Genomic DNA, 15,777 nt, shown 5'->3' on the forward strand with positions numbered 1-15,777 from the left:
CAAAGGCCCTGATATCAGGCATATAATTTGCTTATGTTGGCGCTCACGCGCCCTGTCGTGGATGGCGCATTGCGCCGGCGAATAAGGTGTTAAGCCCCTGCCATGAAACCATCGCTAGTCCTGAGAATGGGCCAGCAGCTGACGATGACACCGCAGCTGCAACAGGCCATCCGCCTGCTCCAATTGTCGACCCTGGACCTGCAGCAGGAAATCCAGGAGGCCCTGGAGTCCAATCCGATGCTCGAACGCCAGGAAGAAGGCGACGACTTCGACAATGCCGACCCACTGGCCGACAACATCGAGCAAAAACCCAATCCCGACGTGCAGGAACCCTCCTACCAGGAAACCGCCCCTACGGTGGACAACCTGGAAGAAGGCGAATGGAACGAACGCATTCCCAACGAGCTTCCCGTGGATACCGCATGGGAAGACGTTTACCAGACCAGCGCCAGCAGCCTGCCGAGCAATGATGATGACGAGTGGGACTTCACCACCCGCACCTCGGCTGGCGAGAGCCTGCAGAGCCACTTGCTGTGGCAACTCAACCTGGCGCCGATGTCGGACACTGATCGCCTGATCGCGGTTACGCTCATCGATTGCATCAATAACCAGGGTTACCTGGACGAAACCCTCGACGAGATCCTCGAAGCCTTCGACCCGGAACTGGACATCGAGCTGGACGAAATCGAAGCCGTCCTGCACCGCATCCAGCAATTCGAGCCCGCCGGCATCGGCGCCCGCACGCTCAGCGAGTGCCTGTTGCTGCAACTGCGCCAGTTGCCTGCCAAGACGCCATGGCTCGCCGAGGCCCAGCGCCTGGTCAGCGACTACATCGATCTGCTGGGTAGCCGCGACTATAGCCAGTTGATGCGCCGCATGAAGCTCAAGGAAGACGACTTGCGCCAGGTCATCGAGTTGGTGCAAAGCCTCAACCCGCGCCCCGGTTCGCAGATTGAATCCAGCGAAGCCGAATACGTGGTTCCCGACGTGATCGTGCGCAAGGACAACGAGCGCTGGCTGGTGGAGTTGAACCAGGAATCGGTGCCACGGCTGCGGGTCAACCCGCAATACGCAGGTTTTGTGCGCCGCGCCGATACCAGCGCCGACAATACCTTCATGCGCAACCAGTTGCAGGAAGCGCGATGGTTCATCAAGAGCCTGCAAAGCCGCAACGAAACCCTGATGAAAGTCGCCACCCAGATCGTCGAGCACCAGCGCGGGTTCCTGGAATACGGGGACGAAGCCATGAAGCCTCTGGTGCTGCACGATATCGCCGAAGCGGTAGGCATGCATGAATCGACAATTTCCCGGGTAACCACGCAAAAATTCATGCATACCCCGCGCGGTATTTATGAGCTGAAATACTTTTTCTCCAGCCACGTCAGCACCTCCGAAGGCGGCGAATGCTCGTCCACGGCGATCCGCGCGATCATCAAAAAACTGGTTGCCGCGGAAAATCAGAAAAAGCCGTTGAGTGACAGCAAGATCGCTGGTTTACTGGAGGCACAAGGTATTCAGGTCGCCCGTCGAACCGTCGCCAAGTACCGTGAGTCCCTTGGGATCGCGCCTTCCAGCGAGCGTAAGCGGTTGATGTGACGGGCGGGCCACAGCGTTCCAGTGGTGGGTATTCCTGCCCACCGCTTTATGCACTGGCAACGAAGGAGAAGCTGTATGCAAGTCAACATCAGTGGACACCAGCTGGAAGTCACCAAGCCCCTGCGTGAATACACCGAGAGCAAGCTGAACAAGCTTGCGGGGCATTTTGACAAGATCACCAACGTGCAGGTCATCATGGAGGTCGATAAGCTCAAGCAGAAAATCGAGGCCACCCTGCACGTACCGAATGCCAAGCTCGTCGCCAATGCGGAACACGAAGACATGTACGCGGCGATTGACTCGCTCTACGACAAGCTCGACCGCCAACTCATAAAGCATAAGGAAAAGAATCTGCACCTGATGCAAGGTACAGGTCGTTAACCCTCCCCCATGATCCAACTTCAAACCATCCTGACCCCCGGCCGCTCCCTTGTGAACGTGCCGGGCGGCAGTAAAAAGCGCGCCCTGGAACAAATTGCCAACCTGATCAGCAGCCAAGTGCCTGAGCTGGAGATGCAAGATGTTTTCGAGGCTCTGATTGCCCGTGAAAAACTCGGCTCCACCGGTTTTGGCAACGGCATCGCTATTCCTCACTGCCGTCTCGAAGGCTGCCAGACCCCGGTCAGCGCCTTGCTACACCTGGAAAAACCCATCGACTTCGACGCCATCGACGGTGCTCCGGTTGACCTGCTGTTCGTGCTGCTGGTCCCGCAAGCCGCCACCGATGCGCACCTGGAACTGCTCCGGCAGATAGCCAGTATGCTCGACCGTAAGGAAGTACGTGACAAGTTGCGCAGTGCCAGCAGCAACGAGGCGCTGTATCAGGTCGTCCTGGATGAACAAAACGGGCAGTAATCATGCGTTTGATCATCGTCAGCGGCCGCTCCGGCTCAGGTAAAAGCACCGCCCTCAATGTGCTTGAGGACAACGGCTTCTATTGCATCGACAACCTGCCGGCCGGCCTGCTGCCGGAGTTGGCGGAGCGCGCCCTTATCCACACCGAGCTGGCGCAGCCGCTGGTCGCTGTGTCGATCGACGCCCGCAACCTGCCCAGCCACCTCTCGCGGTTCCCGGAACTGCTCGAAGAAGTGCGCGCCAAGCACATTCATTGCGATGTGCTGTACCTGGATGCCGATGAAGAAACCCTGCTCAAGCGTTTCTCCGAAACCCGTCGACGCCACCCGCTCAGCAGCGCCAACCGCTCCCTGGCCGAAGCCATTGAAGACGAGACCAAACTGCTGGGGCCGATCATTGATCTGGCCGACCTGAAGATCAACACCACCAGCCTGAACCTGTACCAGTTGCGTGACGCGATCAAGTTGCGCCTGCTGAATCAGCCCGAGCCGGGCACAGCGTTCCTGGTCGAGTCGTTTGGCTTCAAGCGTGGCATGCCGGTCGATGCCGACCTGGTGTTCGATGTGCGCTGCCTGCCCAACCCTTACTGGAAGCCGGAATTGCGCGATCAGTCGGGGCTGGATCAGCCCGTCGCCGACTACCTCGCCGCGCAGCCGGATGTGGAAGAGATGTTCCAGGACATCTCCAGCTACCTGCTTAAATGGTTGCCGCGTTTTGCCGCGAGCAATCGGGCGTATGTCACCATTGCCATTGGCTGCACGGGTGGCCATCACCGCTCGGTTTACCTGACTGAGCGGCTGGGCCAGGTGCTGCAACAAACCCTCAAGAATGTCCAGGTTCGCCACCGCGACCTAAGCTGAAAGGAACACCTGCGCGATGCCCGCTCTGGAAATTGAAATCATCAACAAGCTGGGCCTGCACGCCCGGGCGTCGGCAAAGTTCGTCGGCGTGGCCGGAAAGTTTCCCTGCCAGATCCGCGCCGGGCGCACACCGGAGTCCATGGTCGATGGCAAGAGCATCATGGCGATGATGATGCTGGCAGCCGGCAAGGGCACCACGATTCATCTGCACACTGCAGGCGAGCAAGAGCAGGAAGCGATGGCGGCGTTGGTTGAGCTGATCAACAACAAATTCGATGAAGGCGAATAACCGCCGATACGAGAGCTGGCTTCAGCCCAACGCCGTATCCATCACCATCATCAGGCAAAACCCGATACACAACCCCAGGCTGGCGAGCTTTTCGTGACCGTTGCGACGCGATTCGGGGATGACTTCATGGGTCACTACCAACAACATCGCACCGGCGGCCAGCGCCAGCCCCAACGGCAGCAACACCTCAGCCAGGCTCACCAGCCAGGCGCAGAGCACCGCAAATACCGGTTCAACCAATCCTGATGCGGCGCCGATCAGGAACGCCTTGATCCGCGACATCCCCGCCCCAGCCAATACCAGCGCGATCACCAAGCCCTCGGGTACATCCTGCAAGGCAATGCCCATGGCGAGACTGTCAGCATCCGCCATCCCTCCTCCCGCGGAGACGCCCACTGCCATGCCTTCGGGAATGTTGTGCGCAATGATGGCGAATACAAACAGCCAGATGCGCGGCGGGATCACCGGCTTATCCGGCGTCCCCACCAGCATCTCCGGGCTGGCGCCGGAGACCTTGCGATCCACCAGATACAACCCGAATGCGCCCAGCATGATGCCGAAGCTGATCAGCCCACCCGCACCCCACGGCGAAAGGCCCAGGCCTTCAGCCGCGGCGATACCCGGCACGACCAGGGAAAAAGCGGTCGCTGCGAGCATCACACCTGCACCGAAGCCCAGCAAGGTGTCGCTCAACGCTACCGGCATCCGCCGTATCACCAGGACCGGCACCGCGCCCAGCGCCGTGCCGAGCGCGCAAATCGCGCCGCCCTGCAACGCGCGCAGGATACGCGGCTCAAGGTCCAACCAGGCCAGCCCATGGGCCACCAGCAACGCAGTCCCTGCCAATAACAGCAGTGAACCGAACGCATAACGGAACATTCGCACGCTGCTGATCGCCAGTGTTTCAGTGCCCATAGTCGCCCTTAGATCTTGTTTTAGAGTGAATGTCAGGCCAAGGCGGCCTGGTAGCGGGCAGCAACTTCCGGCCAGTTAATTACGCTGTAGAACGCATTGATGTATTCAGGGCGACGGTTCTGGTAACGCAAATAGTAGGCATGTTCCCAGACGTCCAGACCGAGGATTGGCGTGTTGCCGCTCATCAGCGGGCTGTCCTGGTTGCCGCTGCTTTCCACGACCAGCGTGTTTTGCGGGGTGACGCTCAACCAGGCCCAGCCACTGCCGAAGCGGGTCAGCGCAGCCTTGGTGAATGCCTCCTTGAAACTGTCAAAACCGCCCAATTGCTCATCGATAGCCTTGCCCAGCGTGCCTTCAGGTTTACCGCCCCCTGTAGGTGACATGACCGCCCAGAACAACGAATGGTTTGCATGGCCGCCTCCTTGATTGACCACGGCAACGCGTAATTTCTCCGGTAATTTCTGCACGCTGGACACCAGCTTCTCCACCGGCCAACCGGCGAATTCCGTGCCCTCCACGGCAGCATTCAGATTATTGATGTAAGTCTGGTGATGCTTGGTGTAGTGAATCTCCATGGTTTGCGCGTCGATATGCGGCTCAAGGGCGTCATAGGCGTAAGGCAGGGCCGGCAGGGTGTAAGTCATATCAATGTGCTCCATAGTGAGACGAGGTCGACTGCGGCGCAGCATCGCCCAGCAACCGGTGGGTGCGGGGGTACTCGCCGTGATCGCTGATGAAATTCAACAGCTCGACGTAGGTCTTGCTGCTCTGGCGCAACGCCGCCTCGCGCAACTGCGGGTTAAGGCGCGGGTCCTGCATGGTCTGCAACAATCGCTGGTGAATGGCGCAGAGGTATTCCGCGCTTTCCTCAGGTTGATTCAGGCGCAAGTGCAGGTCCGCCAGGTTGTGATGAGAAATGACGCAGGCCGCCACTGCTTCGTCGGCATCCGCCCAGCGTTCGAACAACACTTGGGCCAGGGCCAGGGCTTGCAGATAGGCCTCGCGGGCATCCACCAGCTCGCCCGCCATAAAGCAGCGATTGGCCCGTTCGATCGTACGTTTCCAGTGCTCCATGGTGAGCCTCCAAAGCAGGGTGGTTAATTACACGCCGCCAGCCGTGAGCTTTTCCGGGTCCAGCAGGACTTCCAGTTGGCTGCGCGGCAGGTCGGTGTGCTCAAGGGCGACATCGATGACCGGGCGGCCTTGCTGGTAAGCCTTCTTGGCAATTTCAGCGGCCTTCTGGTAACCAATGATCGGGTTAAGGGCGGTGACCAGGATCGGGTTGCGCGACAGTGCTTCTTTGAGCTTGGCTTCGTTGACCTTGAAGCTGGCAATGGCCTTGTCCGCCAGCAAACGACTGGAGTTGGCCAGCAACTCAAGGCTGCTGAGCAGGTTCTGGGCGATGATCGGCAACATCACGTTCAGCTCGAAGTTGCCCGATTGACCCGCAACTGTGATGACGGTGTCATTGCCGATGACCTGCGCGGCGACCATCGCCGTGGCTTCCGGGATCACAGGGTTGACTTTGCCGGGCATGATCGACGAGCCCGGCTGCAAGCCCTCCAGCTCGATTTCACCGAGGCCGGCCAAGGGGCCGGAGTTCATCCAGCGCAGGTCGTTGGCAATCTTCATCAGCGATACAGCCGTGGCCTTCAACTGGCCGGAAACTGCGACGGCAGTGTCCTGGGAGCCAATCAATGCAAAAAGGTCCTTGCCGGGCGTGAACTTCACCCCGGTCAAATGGCTCAGTTGCTGACTGAAACGCCCGGCAAATTCAGGATGCGCGTTGATCCCGGTGCCCACCGCTGTGCCGCCCTGGGCCAGTGCCTGCAAGGCCGGAAGCAGGTCCTGCAAGTGCCCGATATTGGCCTTGAGCTGCTGCGCCCAGCCATGGAGCACCTGGCTCATGCGCACCGGCATGGCGTCCATCAAGTGGGTACGGCCGGTCTTGATGAACGGATGCACCTCTTCAGCCTTCTGCTCGATCACCTGCACCAGGTGCAGCAGGGCTGGCAGCGTTTGCTCATGCAGTACCAAGGCGGCGCTGACGTGAATGGTGGTGGGGATAATGTCGTTGCTGCTTTGGCCGCAGTTGACGTGATCGTTAGGGTTGACCACCTCGCCAAGCAAACGACTGGCAAGGGTCGCAATCACTTCATTGGCGTTCATGTTGGAGCTGGTGCCGGAACCGGTCTGGAAGATATCCACCGGGAAGTGCTGCATGTAGTCACCTTCGAGCAAGCCTTGGGCGGCATCGACAATGGCCTTGCCCTGCCCTTCGCTGATCTGCTTGAGGTCGACGTTGACCTTGGCCGCGGCTGTCTTGGCCAGGATCAGGGCGCGGATGAATTGCGCGGGCATACGCTGATGACTGATCGGGAAGTTGTTCACCGCTCGCTGGGTTTGCGCGCCATACAACGCGTCTTGCGGCACATGCAGTTCGCCCATGCTGTCGCGTTCGATACGGGTATTACTCATCATTAGATCCTTGCACCAAGTCAGAAACGGAAATCGAAGGCAGTAATTCACAGGTCGCCAACTGCCAGGCAAAGGTCTGCCAGCGCTTGAGGCGGCAGGCACACTGGGAGAGTTTTTCCAGGTCGCGCAGCGGGCGCCACGCTTGGTCCAGGCACATCGAACGCCAATGCCAGGGCAGCGCGATATCGCTGGCGGTGTCGATCAGCAGGCGGAATGAAGTTTCGGCGATCGTCCACGGATGGGTCGCGGTGCAACAGGCCAGGTATCGACCTTCATTGAGGTAATGTTCGATCAGGCGAGGTTCATTGGGATCGAGGCCACAGCGAATCTGGCGGCTCATCCAGCGCCAGCTTTCCAGATACGGATCCTCATGCAGGACAGAACTCATGATCCACACTCATTCGGTAATGATATTTATTATTAAATGATATTGAGAATCAAAACAAGAGTACCCGATTAATACCTCTGTGACATGGGCAATAAAAAAGGCGCGCCATCCTTGGGATGGCGCGCCTTTCCTTGAGTACCGGAGAGGTTAGCTACCGGCGACCGTCATCCGCTCGATCAGCACAGACCCCGTGCGGATATTGCTGCGCAACTCCAGATCATTACCCACAGCGACAATTTGCTTGAACATATCGCGCATGTTGCCGGCGATCGTCACTTCCTGGACGGCGAATTGAATTTCGCCATTTTCCACCCAGAAACCTGCCGCGCCCCGGGAGTAATCACCGGTGACCATATTCAGGCCCTGGCCCATCAACTCAGTCACCAGCAAGCCACGCCCCATGCGTCGCAGCAATGCAGCCTGGTCTTCGTCACCATGGGTCACGAACAGGTTATGCACGCCACCGGAGTTGGCGGTACTCGGCAGGCCAAGCTTGCGACCGGCATAGGTACCCAACACATACGAGACCAGCTCACCATTTTCGACAAACGGCTTGGCATAGGTCGCCAGGCCATCACCGTCGAACGACGAACTGCCCATCGCACGCATCAAATGCGGGCGCTCATCGATGGTCAACCACTCAGGAAACAGCTTTTGGCCGATTGCGCCTTCAAGGAATGACGATTTTCGATAGAGGTTGCCACCGGAAATCGCCCCCAGGAAGCTACCGAACAAACCACCGGCCAGTTCCGCAGAAAACAGCACCGGCACTTCGCACGTCGGCACCGGGCGCGCGCCCAGGCGACTGGCGGCACGCTGTGCAGCCCGTTGGCCAATGCTGACGGGGTCTGCCAGCAAATCACCCTGGCGGTTCACGTCGTACCAATAGTCACACTGCATCTGGCCGTTGGCTTCGGCGATCATCACGCAACTGAGGCTGTGACGCGTGGACGCATAACCGCCGACAAAACCATGGCTGTTGCCGTACACACGGCAGCCCTGGTGAGTGCTCAGCGTGGTGCCATCAGCATTCTTGATCCGAGGGTCGGTATCGAAAGCCGCCGCTTCGCAGATCAGCGCTTGTTCAATGGCTTGCTCCGGGGTGATGTCCCAGGCGTGGAACAGATCGAAATCCTGCACATCCCTGGCCATCAGCGCCTTGTCGGCCAGCCCCGAGCTTTCATCCTCGGAGGTGTGCTTGGCAATCGCCAACGCAGCGGCAACGGTCTCGCGAATCGCTTCAGGGCCGCTGGCCGAGGTGCTGGCCGAGCCTTTGCGCTGGCCTGCGTACAAGGTGATGCCGAACCCCTGGTCGCGGTTGAACTCGACCGTTTCCACTTCCCGCTGGCGCACCGAAGTCCTCAGCCCCTGCTCCAGCGACACCGCCACTTCACAGGCGCTGGCCCCCTGGCGCTTGGCCTCGGCGAGGATCTGCTCGACTTGTTCCTGCAGTGCCGGTAACGCTTGCGGACCGACGCTTTGGGCTGCACTCATGGTTTTCTCCACTCAAATTCTGCTTTCGGTTAAGGCCATCGAGCGACCGGGCCGGACAAGCGGCCCCCGACTGGTTATCATGGCGGCGTTTCTTTGCGGACTGCCACCATGGTTGATTCTTACGACGACTCCCTCGATGGGGAGAAAAGCAAAACCCAGGTCAAACGCGAGCTGCATGCTCTGGTTGACCTCGGCGAGCGCCTTACAACGCTCAAAAAAGATTTGATTGCCAAACTGCCATTGACCGACGAAATGCGCCGGGCCCTGGCTGATGCGCCCAAGCACACCGCGAATATCGCGCGCAAACGGCACATCTCGTTCATCGGCAAACTGATGCGCGATCAGGACATTGACGCCATTCTGACCTTGCTTGATCAAACCGATGCCTCCACTCGCCAGTACAACGAACGCTTCCATAACCTGGAACGTTGGCGTGACCGCCTGATCGCGGGCGATGACACCGTGCTGGAGAAATTCGTGATGGACTACCCGGATGCGGACCGCCAGCAATTGCGCTCCCTGATCCGTCAGGCCCAGCACGAGCAGGCGCACAACAAAGCGCCGGCCACCAGCCGTAAAATCTTCAAGTACATCCGTGAGCTGGACGAGACTCAACGCGGCCTGCGCTGATCCTCTTCCACGGGTGGCGATCTTCGCCACCCGAAGCTCCGTCCTTACGACCCCGTGCCACCCACGGTGATCGCATCAATTTTCAGGGTTGGCTGCCCCACGCCTACCGGCACTGACTGCCCATCCTTCCCGCATGTGCCCACGCCGCTGTCCAGCGACAGGTCGTTACCGACCATCGACACCTTGCTCATGGCCTCCGGCCCGTTACCAATCAAGGTCGCCCCTTTGACCGGCGCGGTAATCTTGCCGTCTTCGATCAGGTACGCCTCGCTGGTGGAGAACACGAACTTGCCGCTGGTGATGTCGACCTGTCCACCGCCCAGATTGGCGCAATAGATGCCGCGTTTCACCGAGGCGATGATTTCCGCCGGATCGCTTTCGCCACCGAGCATGTAGGTATTGGTCATGCGTGGCATCGGCAAATGCGCGTAGGACTCACGACGGCCGTTACCGGTGCGCGCCACGCCCATCAGGCGAGCGTTGAGCTTGTCTTGCATATAGCCCTTGAGCACGCCGTTTTCGATCAGGGTGGTGCATTCGGTCGGTGTGCCTTCGTCATCGACGCTCAGCGAACCACGGCGCCCGGCCAGCGTGCCGTCGTCCACGATGGTGCAGAGCTTGGACGCAACCATCTCCCCCATTCGCCCGCTGTAGGCCGAACTGCCCTTGCGGTTAAAGTCCCCTTCCAGGCCATGACCGACCGCTTCGTGCAACAGCACGCCGGACCAACCCGAGCCCAGCACCACCGGCAAGGTACCCGCCGGTGCAGGGATGGCTTCGAGGTTGACCAGCGCCTGGCGCAGCGCTTCACGGGCATAACCCATGGCACGGTCATCGGTGAGGAAATAGCGGTAGTCGGTACGCCCGCCGCCGCCATGGCCACCGCGTTCGCGGCGACCGTTCTGCTCGACGATCACACTCACGTTGAAACGCACCAGCGGCCGTACATCCGCCGCCAGCCCGCCGTCGGTGGAGGCAACGAGGATGCGCTCCCACACACCGGCCATGCTTACGGTAACCTGCTGGATACGGGGATCCAAGGCACGAGTAGCGGCGTCGATACGTTTTAGCAGCTCGACTTTTTCCGCACGGCTGATCACTTCCAGGGGGTTATCCGGCGCATACAACTGAGCCACATCCTGGGTGCTGAACGCCTGCACCGTACCATTTTGTCCAGCGCGGGAGATCGAGCGCGCAGCACGTGCTGCCAGGCCCAGCGCCTCCAGGGTGATCGCATTGCTGTAGGCAAAACCCGTTTTTTCACCAGACTGGGCACGCACGCCCACTCCCTGGTCGAGGTTGAAACTGCCTTCCTTGACGATGCCGTCTTCCAGGGCCCAGGACTCGGAAATCTGCCCCTGGAAATACAGGTCAGCCGCGTCAATGCCTGGCCCGGCGAGATCGCCCAGCACGGTTTGCAAACTTTCGATGGTCACGCCACCGGGTGCCAGGAGGTGTTCACTGACTGAGGACAACAACTCGCTCATAGGTTTGGCCTTAAATTCATCGTTCTGAAGCAGGCCGCTGCGCGCCCTGCGAGAAAAAGCGCCGGTGGTTCGCCACCGGCATGCGCGTCCGTATCGACGCTTGTTCACCGCTATCGCGTTCGGCCAGTAGCACCGCTTCGCCTTGATCCTGTTGCGCCAGCACCCGCCCCCAAGGGTCGATGATTGCCGCGTGGCCAAAGGTTTCCCGTGGGCCTGGGTGCACACCGCCTTGAGCCGCTGCCAGCAGGTAGCACTGGGTTTCAATGGCCCGCGCCCGAATCAGCACATCCCAATGGGCGGCCCCAGTCACCGCCGTAAAGGCCGAGGGCGCGGTAATCAATTCAGCCCCCGCAGCGCGTAATTCGCTGTACAGCTCGGGAAAGCGCAAGTCATAGCACACCGTCAGCCCCACGCGGCCCACTGGCGTATCCGCCACCACTACATTGCTTCCAAAAGCATAGTCGTCGGATTCGCGATAGCGACCGCGAGCATCCGCTACGTCCACATCAAACAAGTGGAGCTTGTCATAGCGAGCGACGATTTCACCCTGATCATTGATCAGCAGCGAGCAAGCGTTGGCCTTGGCGTGGGGATGGTCCCTGGGCGGCAGCGGCAACGTGCCGGCCACTATCCATAAGGTGAGGTCGCGGGCAGCCTGTTTCAACCATGGCAGGATCGGGCCTTCACCGAATGCTTCGGCGCGGCCAATGTCGGCCACGTCACGGCGTCCCATGGCGGCGAAGTTCTCCGGCAAAACCGCGAGTTTCGCGCCGTTTGCCGCCGCCTGCTCCAGCAGGCGGCGTGCCTGGGCGAGGTTGGCCAGCACGTCGCTCTGGCTGACCATTTGGATTACTGCAAAGGACATGGGCCGACACTCCAGACAGGGCATGGGGCCATGCTACTCCACAGGCTCTCAGTTTGGCTTTTCAAATGGCTTGTCGAAGGTGATTTTCGGATCCTTCCAAGGGCCTTGCACCTTGTACTGCACACTGGCAAAGCGCGAAACCCGATCACCGATCAGCTTGTCGATCAGGAACAACGCACCACCAATGGCAGGCGCACCGACAATCAGCGCCGCGATGGGCAGGTTGTTGGTCACCGGCAACGTGACCAGCAGCTTGGCGTCGACGCGATCGGCGACCAGATCCAGGGTGCCGTTAAGCTCAAGATTGGTCGAGGGCCCGGTCATGGTGATGGGCTCACGGGTCACGAACACACCATTACTGGCAGCCAGCAAGCCCTTGACTCGGTCATAGCTCAAGCCTTTGCCAAACAGGTCGGAAAAGTCCAAACGCAAACGCCGGCCAATGGAGTTGAAGTTAAGCAGGCCAAACACCCGCAATGCCTGGGCGCCCCCTTCCACTTCAACGAACTGACCTTTACGGAATGCGGCATCCAGGCTGCCGGAAAAGCGCTTGGGCCCAACCCAGGCCGGCGAGCCCGGCCAACGGCCATCCACGTCCAGATGGAAATCCTCACTGGTCACCGTAGGCGCAAAACCCCAGCCCTTGAGCACATCGGCGATATTTCTGCCATCGAGGCGGCCCTTGTACCAACTGCTGCTGGCGCCCGGCGCGCCCTCCCAGCCACCGGCGCCCTTGAGCAGCATCCCCTTGAGGCCCAGGTCCAGGTTATTGAAGGCCAGGCCCTTGGCGGTCGGACGAATCCGCAGCGACCATGCCCCTATCAGATCGGGGCCCTGGAACAGCTGGTCAATGGCGATGTCCAGTGCCGGGATGCTTTTGGGGTCGATATCGGCCAGCGGGTCCGGTGCGTTTTCGTCGGCCTGGGCTGTCGGGTCCACTGCGGGCAATTTGACGTACTTGAGGTTGATCGCAATCGGCGCGCCCTTGGCATCGGGCAGGTTCACCGTGCCGTTGGCTTGCTGGCTGTCGAGCTGCAGGCCCCAGGCAGCCGGCTTGCGATCAAGCTGCAACTTGACCTGGTCAAACTGGGTACCAAATCCGGTCAGCTTGCCTACCCTGAAGTCGGCGCCACTTAGCAGTTGCTTGGCATTGCCACCTGGGTCGTTACCCGCGTAGCGGTCCACGAGCTTTTTCCAGGGATCGATATCCAGTTCCGACAGCACGCCACGAATGCGCAAGCCCTTGGCCCCGGGCAACAGCGCGTCACCGTCACCCAGGAACAATTCGCCACGGCCGTTATTGAAGTTGTCCGGCGGTGCCGCAAAGGTGAAATTCGCCAGCTCGCCGTAATCAAACCAGTAACGTCGCTCAGCGCCCTGCAACGTCATGCGAAAGGTGCTGTCACGTCCCTGGCTGGCCGGCATGCCGAACGGCGCCGGTAGATCCACCGCAACACCCTTGAGGTTGGAGTTGACCATCAACTGACTGTCCGCACCGTCCAGAATAACCTGCAACTGGTAAGGAATATCGCCGGATACCGGCAACGGCTGACTGACGTTCAGCCAATCCGTAAGACGTTTGACCGCCACCTGCCCCTTGGCAGTCACGCGAGTGCTGATATTGCCCGGCTTGCCCTCGGCGAAGATCTGCGCAGTGATAGGTTGCTCGAATGCCTGGGCCGAGATGTTCTGACCGCTCAGGCCCTTGGCGCTATCGAAGCGAAAATCACCCTTGAGCTGGGTGAGGTCCAAGGGCGGCTCAGCCAATTGCAGGCGTGCCTTGTCGGTCTTGAAGTCCACCACGATCTTGGGCTCGGTGCCCTTGGCCAGGGGAACGTCAAGGTCCAGGCTACCTTGCAGGTCACCCTCGCCTTTCCAGCCGGCGAACGTGGACGCGGTACCGATGGGCGCTTCCTGAAGAATTTTCAGACCATCACCCAAGCCACCGGAAAACCCGCCGGTGAGCAACAGATGACTGTCCTTGCCGGCCGGTGCGTGAGGAATATTGACGTACACATCCTTGACCCGGGTGTCGAGCAACTGCCCCTTGCTCGCCAGGATGCGCACGCCGCTTTCCTCGACGAACACTTCACCATTAACCTTGTTCACATGGGGCCAACCCGGCTGGAAGGCCAGTTCGGCGTCATGCACCTTGAAGAACAGGCTGATATTGCGCGACGCCGGCAGGGCGTTGTGGCTCAGCGACCCCTGGTACTGGAAAAAGCCTTCATCCACTGCCCCTTTGAGAATCGCGGTACGCAGCCACTCATCCAGCGCCGGGCTCAACACGGCCGGCAAGTATTTGGGGGTAAAACGGCCATCGCCATCGACCATGCCGACCCGCAGGTCCATGTAGTCTTCCTGGCTATGATCGAAATGCAGGCGAATCAGGAAGTCCGCCGCGACCTTGCCCTCTTCGCCCAGCACCTTGATGTACGGAGCGATCAGGGTGAAACCCTGTTTGTCGAGTTTCCAGGTCAGGCGTGCATTGGCCTGGATGTACTGCCAGGGCTTGGCGAAGATGGGGAACAGATGCAGGGAAAAATCCTTGCTGTCCATGCGCAGTTCGCCATGGCCCAGGTCGCCACTGATGCTGCCGGACACATTACGCGCGGCCGGCGCACCGAAATACGCGTCGAAACCGACACGCTCAAGGTTCGCGGCAAAGCTGACTTTCTGGTCGGTGGCGTCCTGAGGGCGGAAATCCACCAGCACATTACGCAACAGGCCAGTGGCCTTGAGATGCTCGACGGTCTTGGCGAAACCTTCGGGCAACGGCGCCAAGGCATTGAGCAGCGGCGTGATCGGCGTCAGGTCAAGACGATCGGCCTGCAACTTCCACACTTCCTGTTCTTTATCGGTCGCCAGGTTTTGCTGCAATTGAATGCGCGACTCCCAGCGGGTGTCGCCAATGTTCATTGCCAGCGAATCGAACAGCACTTCAAGGCCACTATCACTGCGTTGCAGGTAGGCCGTCAGCGCCAGATTCTCCAGATGCACGGGCTTGCGGTCGGCGTAGCTGCCCTTCACTTGCGGCGAGTTGAGGCGAACAGCAGCGCTTTGCACGGTGCCTTTGGCCCAACTGAGCCAAAACTCACCGCCGGCTTTGAACCGCGTGAGTTTCCATTGCTGGGTTAGCCGGGCGGGAATCCATTTGGCCCAGTCGCTTTGCGGCAGGCTCAGGTAGGCGTCGATCTCTGCGTCCTTCCACTGGCTGGCGCGAATACGGCTACGCAGGCTGACAGCAAGCGGCTGGCCATCAGGCAAGGTCAGCCGTGCATCCAGACGCTGATGGCTCATGCCGGTATGCAGGCTCAGGCCTACATAGGTCACGGTCACCGGCGCCTGATCGAAGGGCTGCAAGGTAACCTGACTGTCCAGCACCGACACGCGCTTGACCATTTGCATGCGCGTCAGCAACTGTTGCGGGTCCAGCGGCTGGTCGTCCTGAACCGGCAAGCCTTGCAGCGTCCAGCGGCCGTCCTTGTCTTCCTTGACGCTCAATTGCAGGCCGCTGACTTGAAGGTGGGCGATGCGCACTTCACGGGCCAACAGGCTGGCCCACATATCCGGTACCACTTCCACCTGGTCCAGGCGCAAGGCACTGCTGCCCTCGCCGACCATCACATCGTGAGCCAGCAATACCGGAGCAAACCCGCTCCAGCGGCCTTCAAGGCTGCCGATATGCAGCGGTGTATCCACTGCAGCCTGGGCCTTGGCTTCGATTTCGGCGCGATATTCGGCGACCAATGGGGTCAATTCACGCCCCAGGCTTACGTACACCGCCGCCAATACCAGCAGCAACGCACACAGGCCCAAGCCCCAGCGGGTCAAAGCGGCAAAAAAGCGTATCAGACGCTCCATGTCAGGCGACCCTCAAAAAACAGTTGGCGGACGGCAGATCAAGGTCCGCCGGTCTC

Annotated in this window: 15 protein-coding genes; 6 read left to right on the forward strand and 9 right to left on the reverse strand. The window is 60.1% G+C overall.

All coding sequences use genetic code 11. The annotated features are described in order from the left end of the window. Window positions 1-102: 102 nt before the first annotated feature. The 5 genes from TK42_RS15545 to TK42_RS15565 all read left to right on the forward strand — a co-directional run bounded on the left by TK42_RS15545 (window position 103) and on the right by TK42_RS15565 (window position 3,600). Window positions 103-1,596 (forward strand): RNA polymerase factor sigma-54, encoded by a 1,494-nt coding sequence (locus tag TK42_RS15545; protein ID WP_005784839.1) that lies wholly within the window; start codon window positions 103-105, stop codon window positions 1,594-1,596. A gap of 75 nt (window positions 1,597-1,671) precedes the next feature. Then, complete coding sequence (hpf, locus tag TK42_RS15550) at window positions 1,672-1,977, forward strand: ribosome hibernation-promoting factor, HPF/YfiA family (protein WP_003171804.1); 306 nt, start codon at window positions 1,672-1,674, stop codon at window positions 1,975-1,977. Between the two features lie 9 nt (window positions 1,978-1,986). Next, complete coding sequence (gene ptsN, locus TK42_RS15555; protein ID WP_032877784.1) at window positions 1,987-2,451, forward strand: PTS IIA-like nitrogen regulatory protein PtsN; 465 nt, start codon at window positions 1,987-1,989, stop codon at window positions 2,449-2,451. 2 nt (window positions 2,452-2,453) lie between these two features. Further along, the gene (rapZ, locus tag TK42_RS15560) at window positions 2,454-3,311 is read left to right on the forward strand and encodes an RNase adapter RapZ (protein WP_005784834.1); all 858 of its coding nucleotides are present in this window, start codon (window positions 2,454-2,456) and stop codon (window positions 3,309-3,311) included. A gap of 16 nt (window positions 3,312-3,327) precedes the next feature. Further along, window positions 3,328-3,600 (forward strand): HPr family phosphocarrier protein, encoded by a 273-nt coding sequence (locus TK42_RS15565; protein WP_032877786.1) that lies wholly within the window; start codon window positions 3,328-3,330, stop codon window positions 3,598-3,600. A 21-nt stretch (window positions 3,601-3,621) separates the two neighbouring features. Here the strand turns inward: TK42_RS15565 and TK42_RS15570 are convergent, their stop codons facing one another. The 6 genes from TK42_RS15570 to pmbA form a co-directional block, all read right to left on the reverse strand. Next, window positions 3,622-4,515, reverse strand: a complete 894-nt coding sequence (locus tag TK42_RS15570; RefSeq protein WP_005784830.1) for a ZIP family metal transporter — start codon at window positions 4,513-4,515, stop codon at window positions 3,622-3,624. Between the two features lie 32 nt (window positions 4,516-4,547). After that, window positions 4,548-5,159, reverse strand: a complete 612-nt coding sequence (locus TK42_RS15575; RefSeq protein ID WP_032877788.1) for a superoxide dismutase — start codon at window positions 5,157-5,159, stop codon at window positions 4,548-4,550. 1 nt (window position 5,160) lies between these two features. Then, window positions 5,161-5,589, reverse strand: coding sequence for a hypothetical protein (locus tag TK42_RS15580; RefSeq protein WP_005784824.1), 429 nt, complete (start codon window positions 5,587-5,589; stop codon window positions 5,161-5,163). 27 nt (window positions 5,590-5,616) lie between these two features. Next, a complete protein-coding gene (locus TK42_RS15585; protein ID WP_078820293.1) occupies window positions 5,617-6,993 on the reverse strand; it encodes an aspartate ammonia-lyase in 1,377 nt (458 codons plus the stop codon). Further along, window positions 6,986-7,381, reverse strand: coding sequence for a hypothetical protein (locus TK42_RS15590; RefSeq protein WP_032877790.1), 396 nt, complete (start codon window positions 7,379-7,381; stop codon window positions 6,986-6,988). The genes TK42_RS15585 and TK42_RS15590 overlap by 8 nt, the downstream gene beginning before the upstream one ends. A gap of 147 nt (window positions 7,382-7,528) precedes the next feature. After that, window positions 7,529-8,875, reverse strand: a complete 1,347-nt coding sequence (gene pmbA, locus TK42_RS15595) for a metalloprotease PmbA (RefSeq protein WP_103734626.1) — start codon at window positions 8,873-8,875, stop codon at window positions 7,529-7,531. A 108-nt stretch (window positions 8,876-8,983) separates the two neighbouring features. Between pmbA and yjgA the strand changes: the two genes are divergently transcribed. Continuing rightward, window positions 8,984-9,505 (forward strand): ribosome biogenesis factor YjgA, encoded by a 522-nt coding sequence (gene yjgA, locus TK42_RS15600; RefSeq protein WP_103734627.1) that lies wholly within the window; start codon window positions 8,984-8,986, stop codon window positions 9,503-9,505. Between the two features lie 44 nt (window positions 9,506-9,549). Here the strand turns inward: yjgA and tldD are convergent, their stop codons facing one another. Genes tldD through TK42_RS15615 form a run of 3 tightly spaced genes read right to left on the reverse strand, consistent with a single transcriptional unit; the run spans window position 9,550 to window position 15,721 of the window. After that, window positions 9,550-10,992 carry a metalloprotease TldD gene (gene tldD, locus TK42_RS15605; protein ID WP_012722229.1) on the reverse strand — a complete coding sequence of 481 codons (1,443 nt, stop codon included), beginning with the start codon at window positions 10,990-10,992 and terminating at the stop codon, window positions 9,550-9,552. A 16-nt stretch (window positions 10,993-11,008) separates the two neighbouring features. Then, window positions 11,009-11,857, reverse strand: a complete 849-nt coding sequence (locus TK42_RS15610; protein ID WP_032877791.1) for a carbon-nitrogen hydrolase family protein — start codon at window positions 11,855-11,857, stop codon at window positions 11,009-11,011. Between the two features lie 48 nt (window positions 11,858-11,905). Continuing rightward, window positions 11,906-15,721, reverse strand: coding sequence for a YhdP family protein (locus TK42_RS15615; RefSeq protein ID WP_103734628.1), 3,816 nt, complete (start codon window positions 15,719-15,721; stop codon window positions 11,906-11,908). Between the last annotated feature and the right edge of the window lie 56 nt (window positions 15,722-15,777).

The sequence above is a fragment of the Pseudomonas sp. GZJR-8 genome (assembly GCF_002916705.1).
In the GTDB taxonomy this organism is placed as follows: Bacteria; Pseudomonadota; Gammaproteobacteria; order Pseudomonadales; family Pseudomonadaceae; genus Aquipseudomonas; species Aquipseudomonas synxantha_A.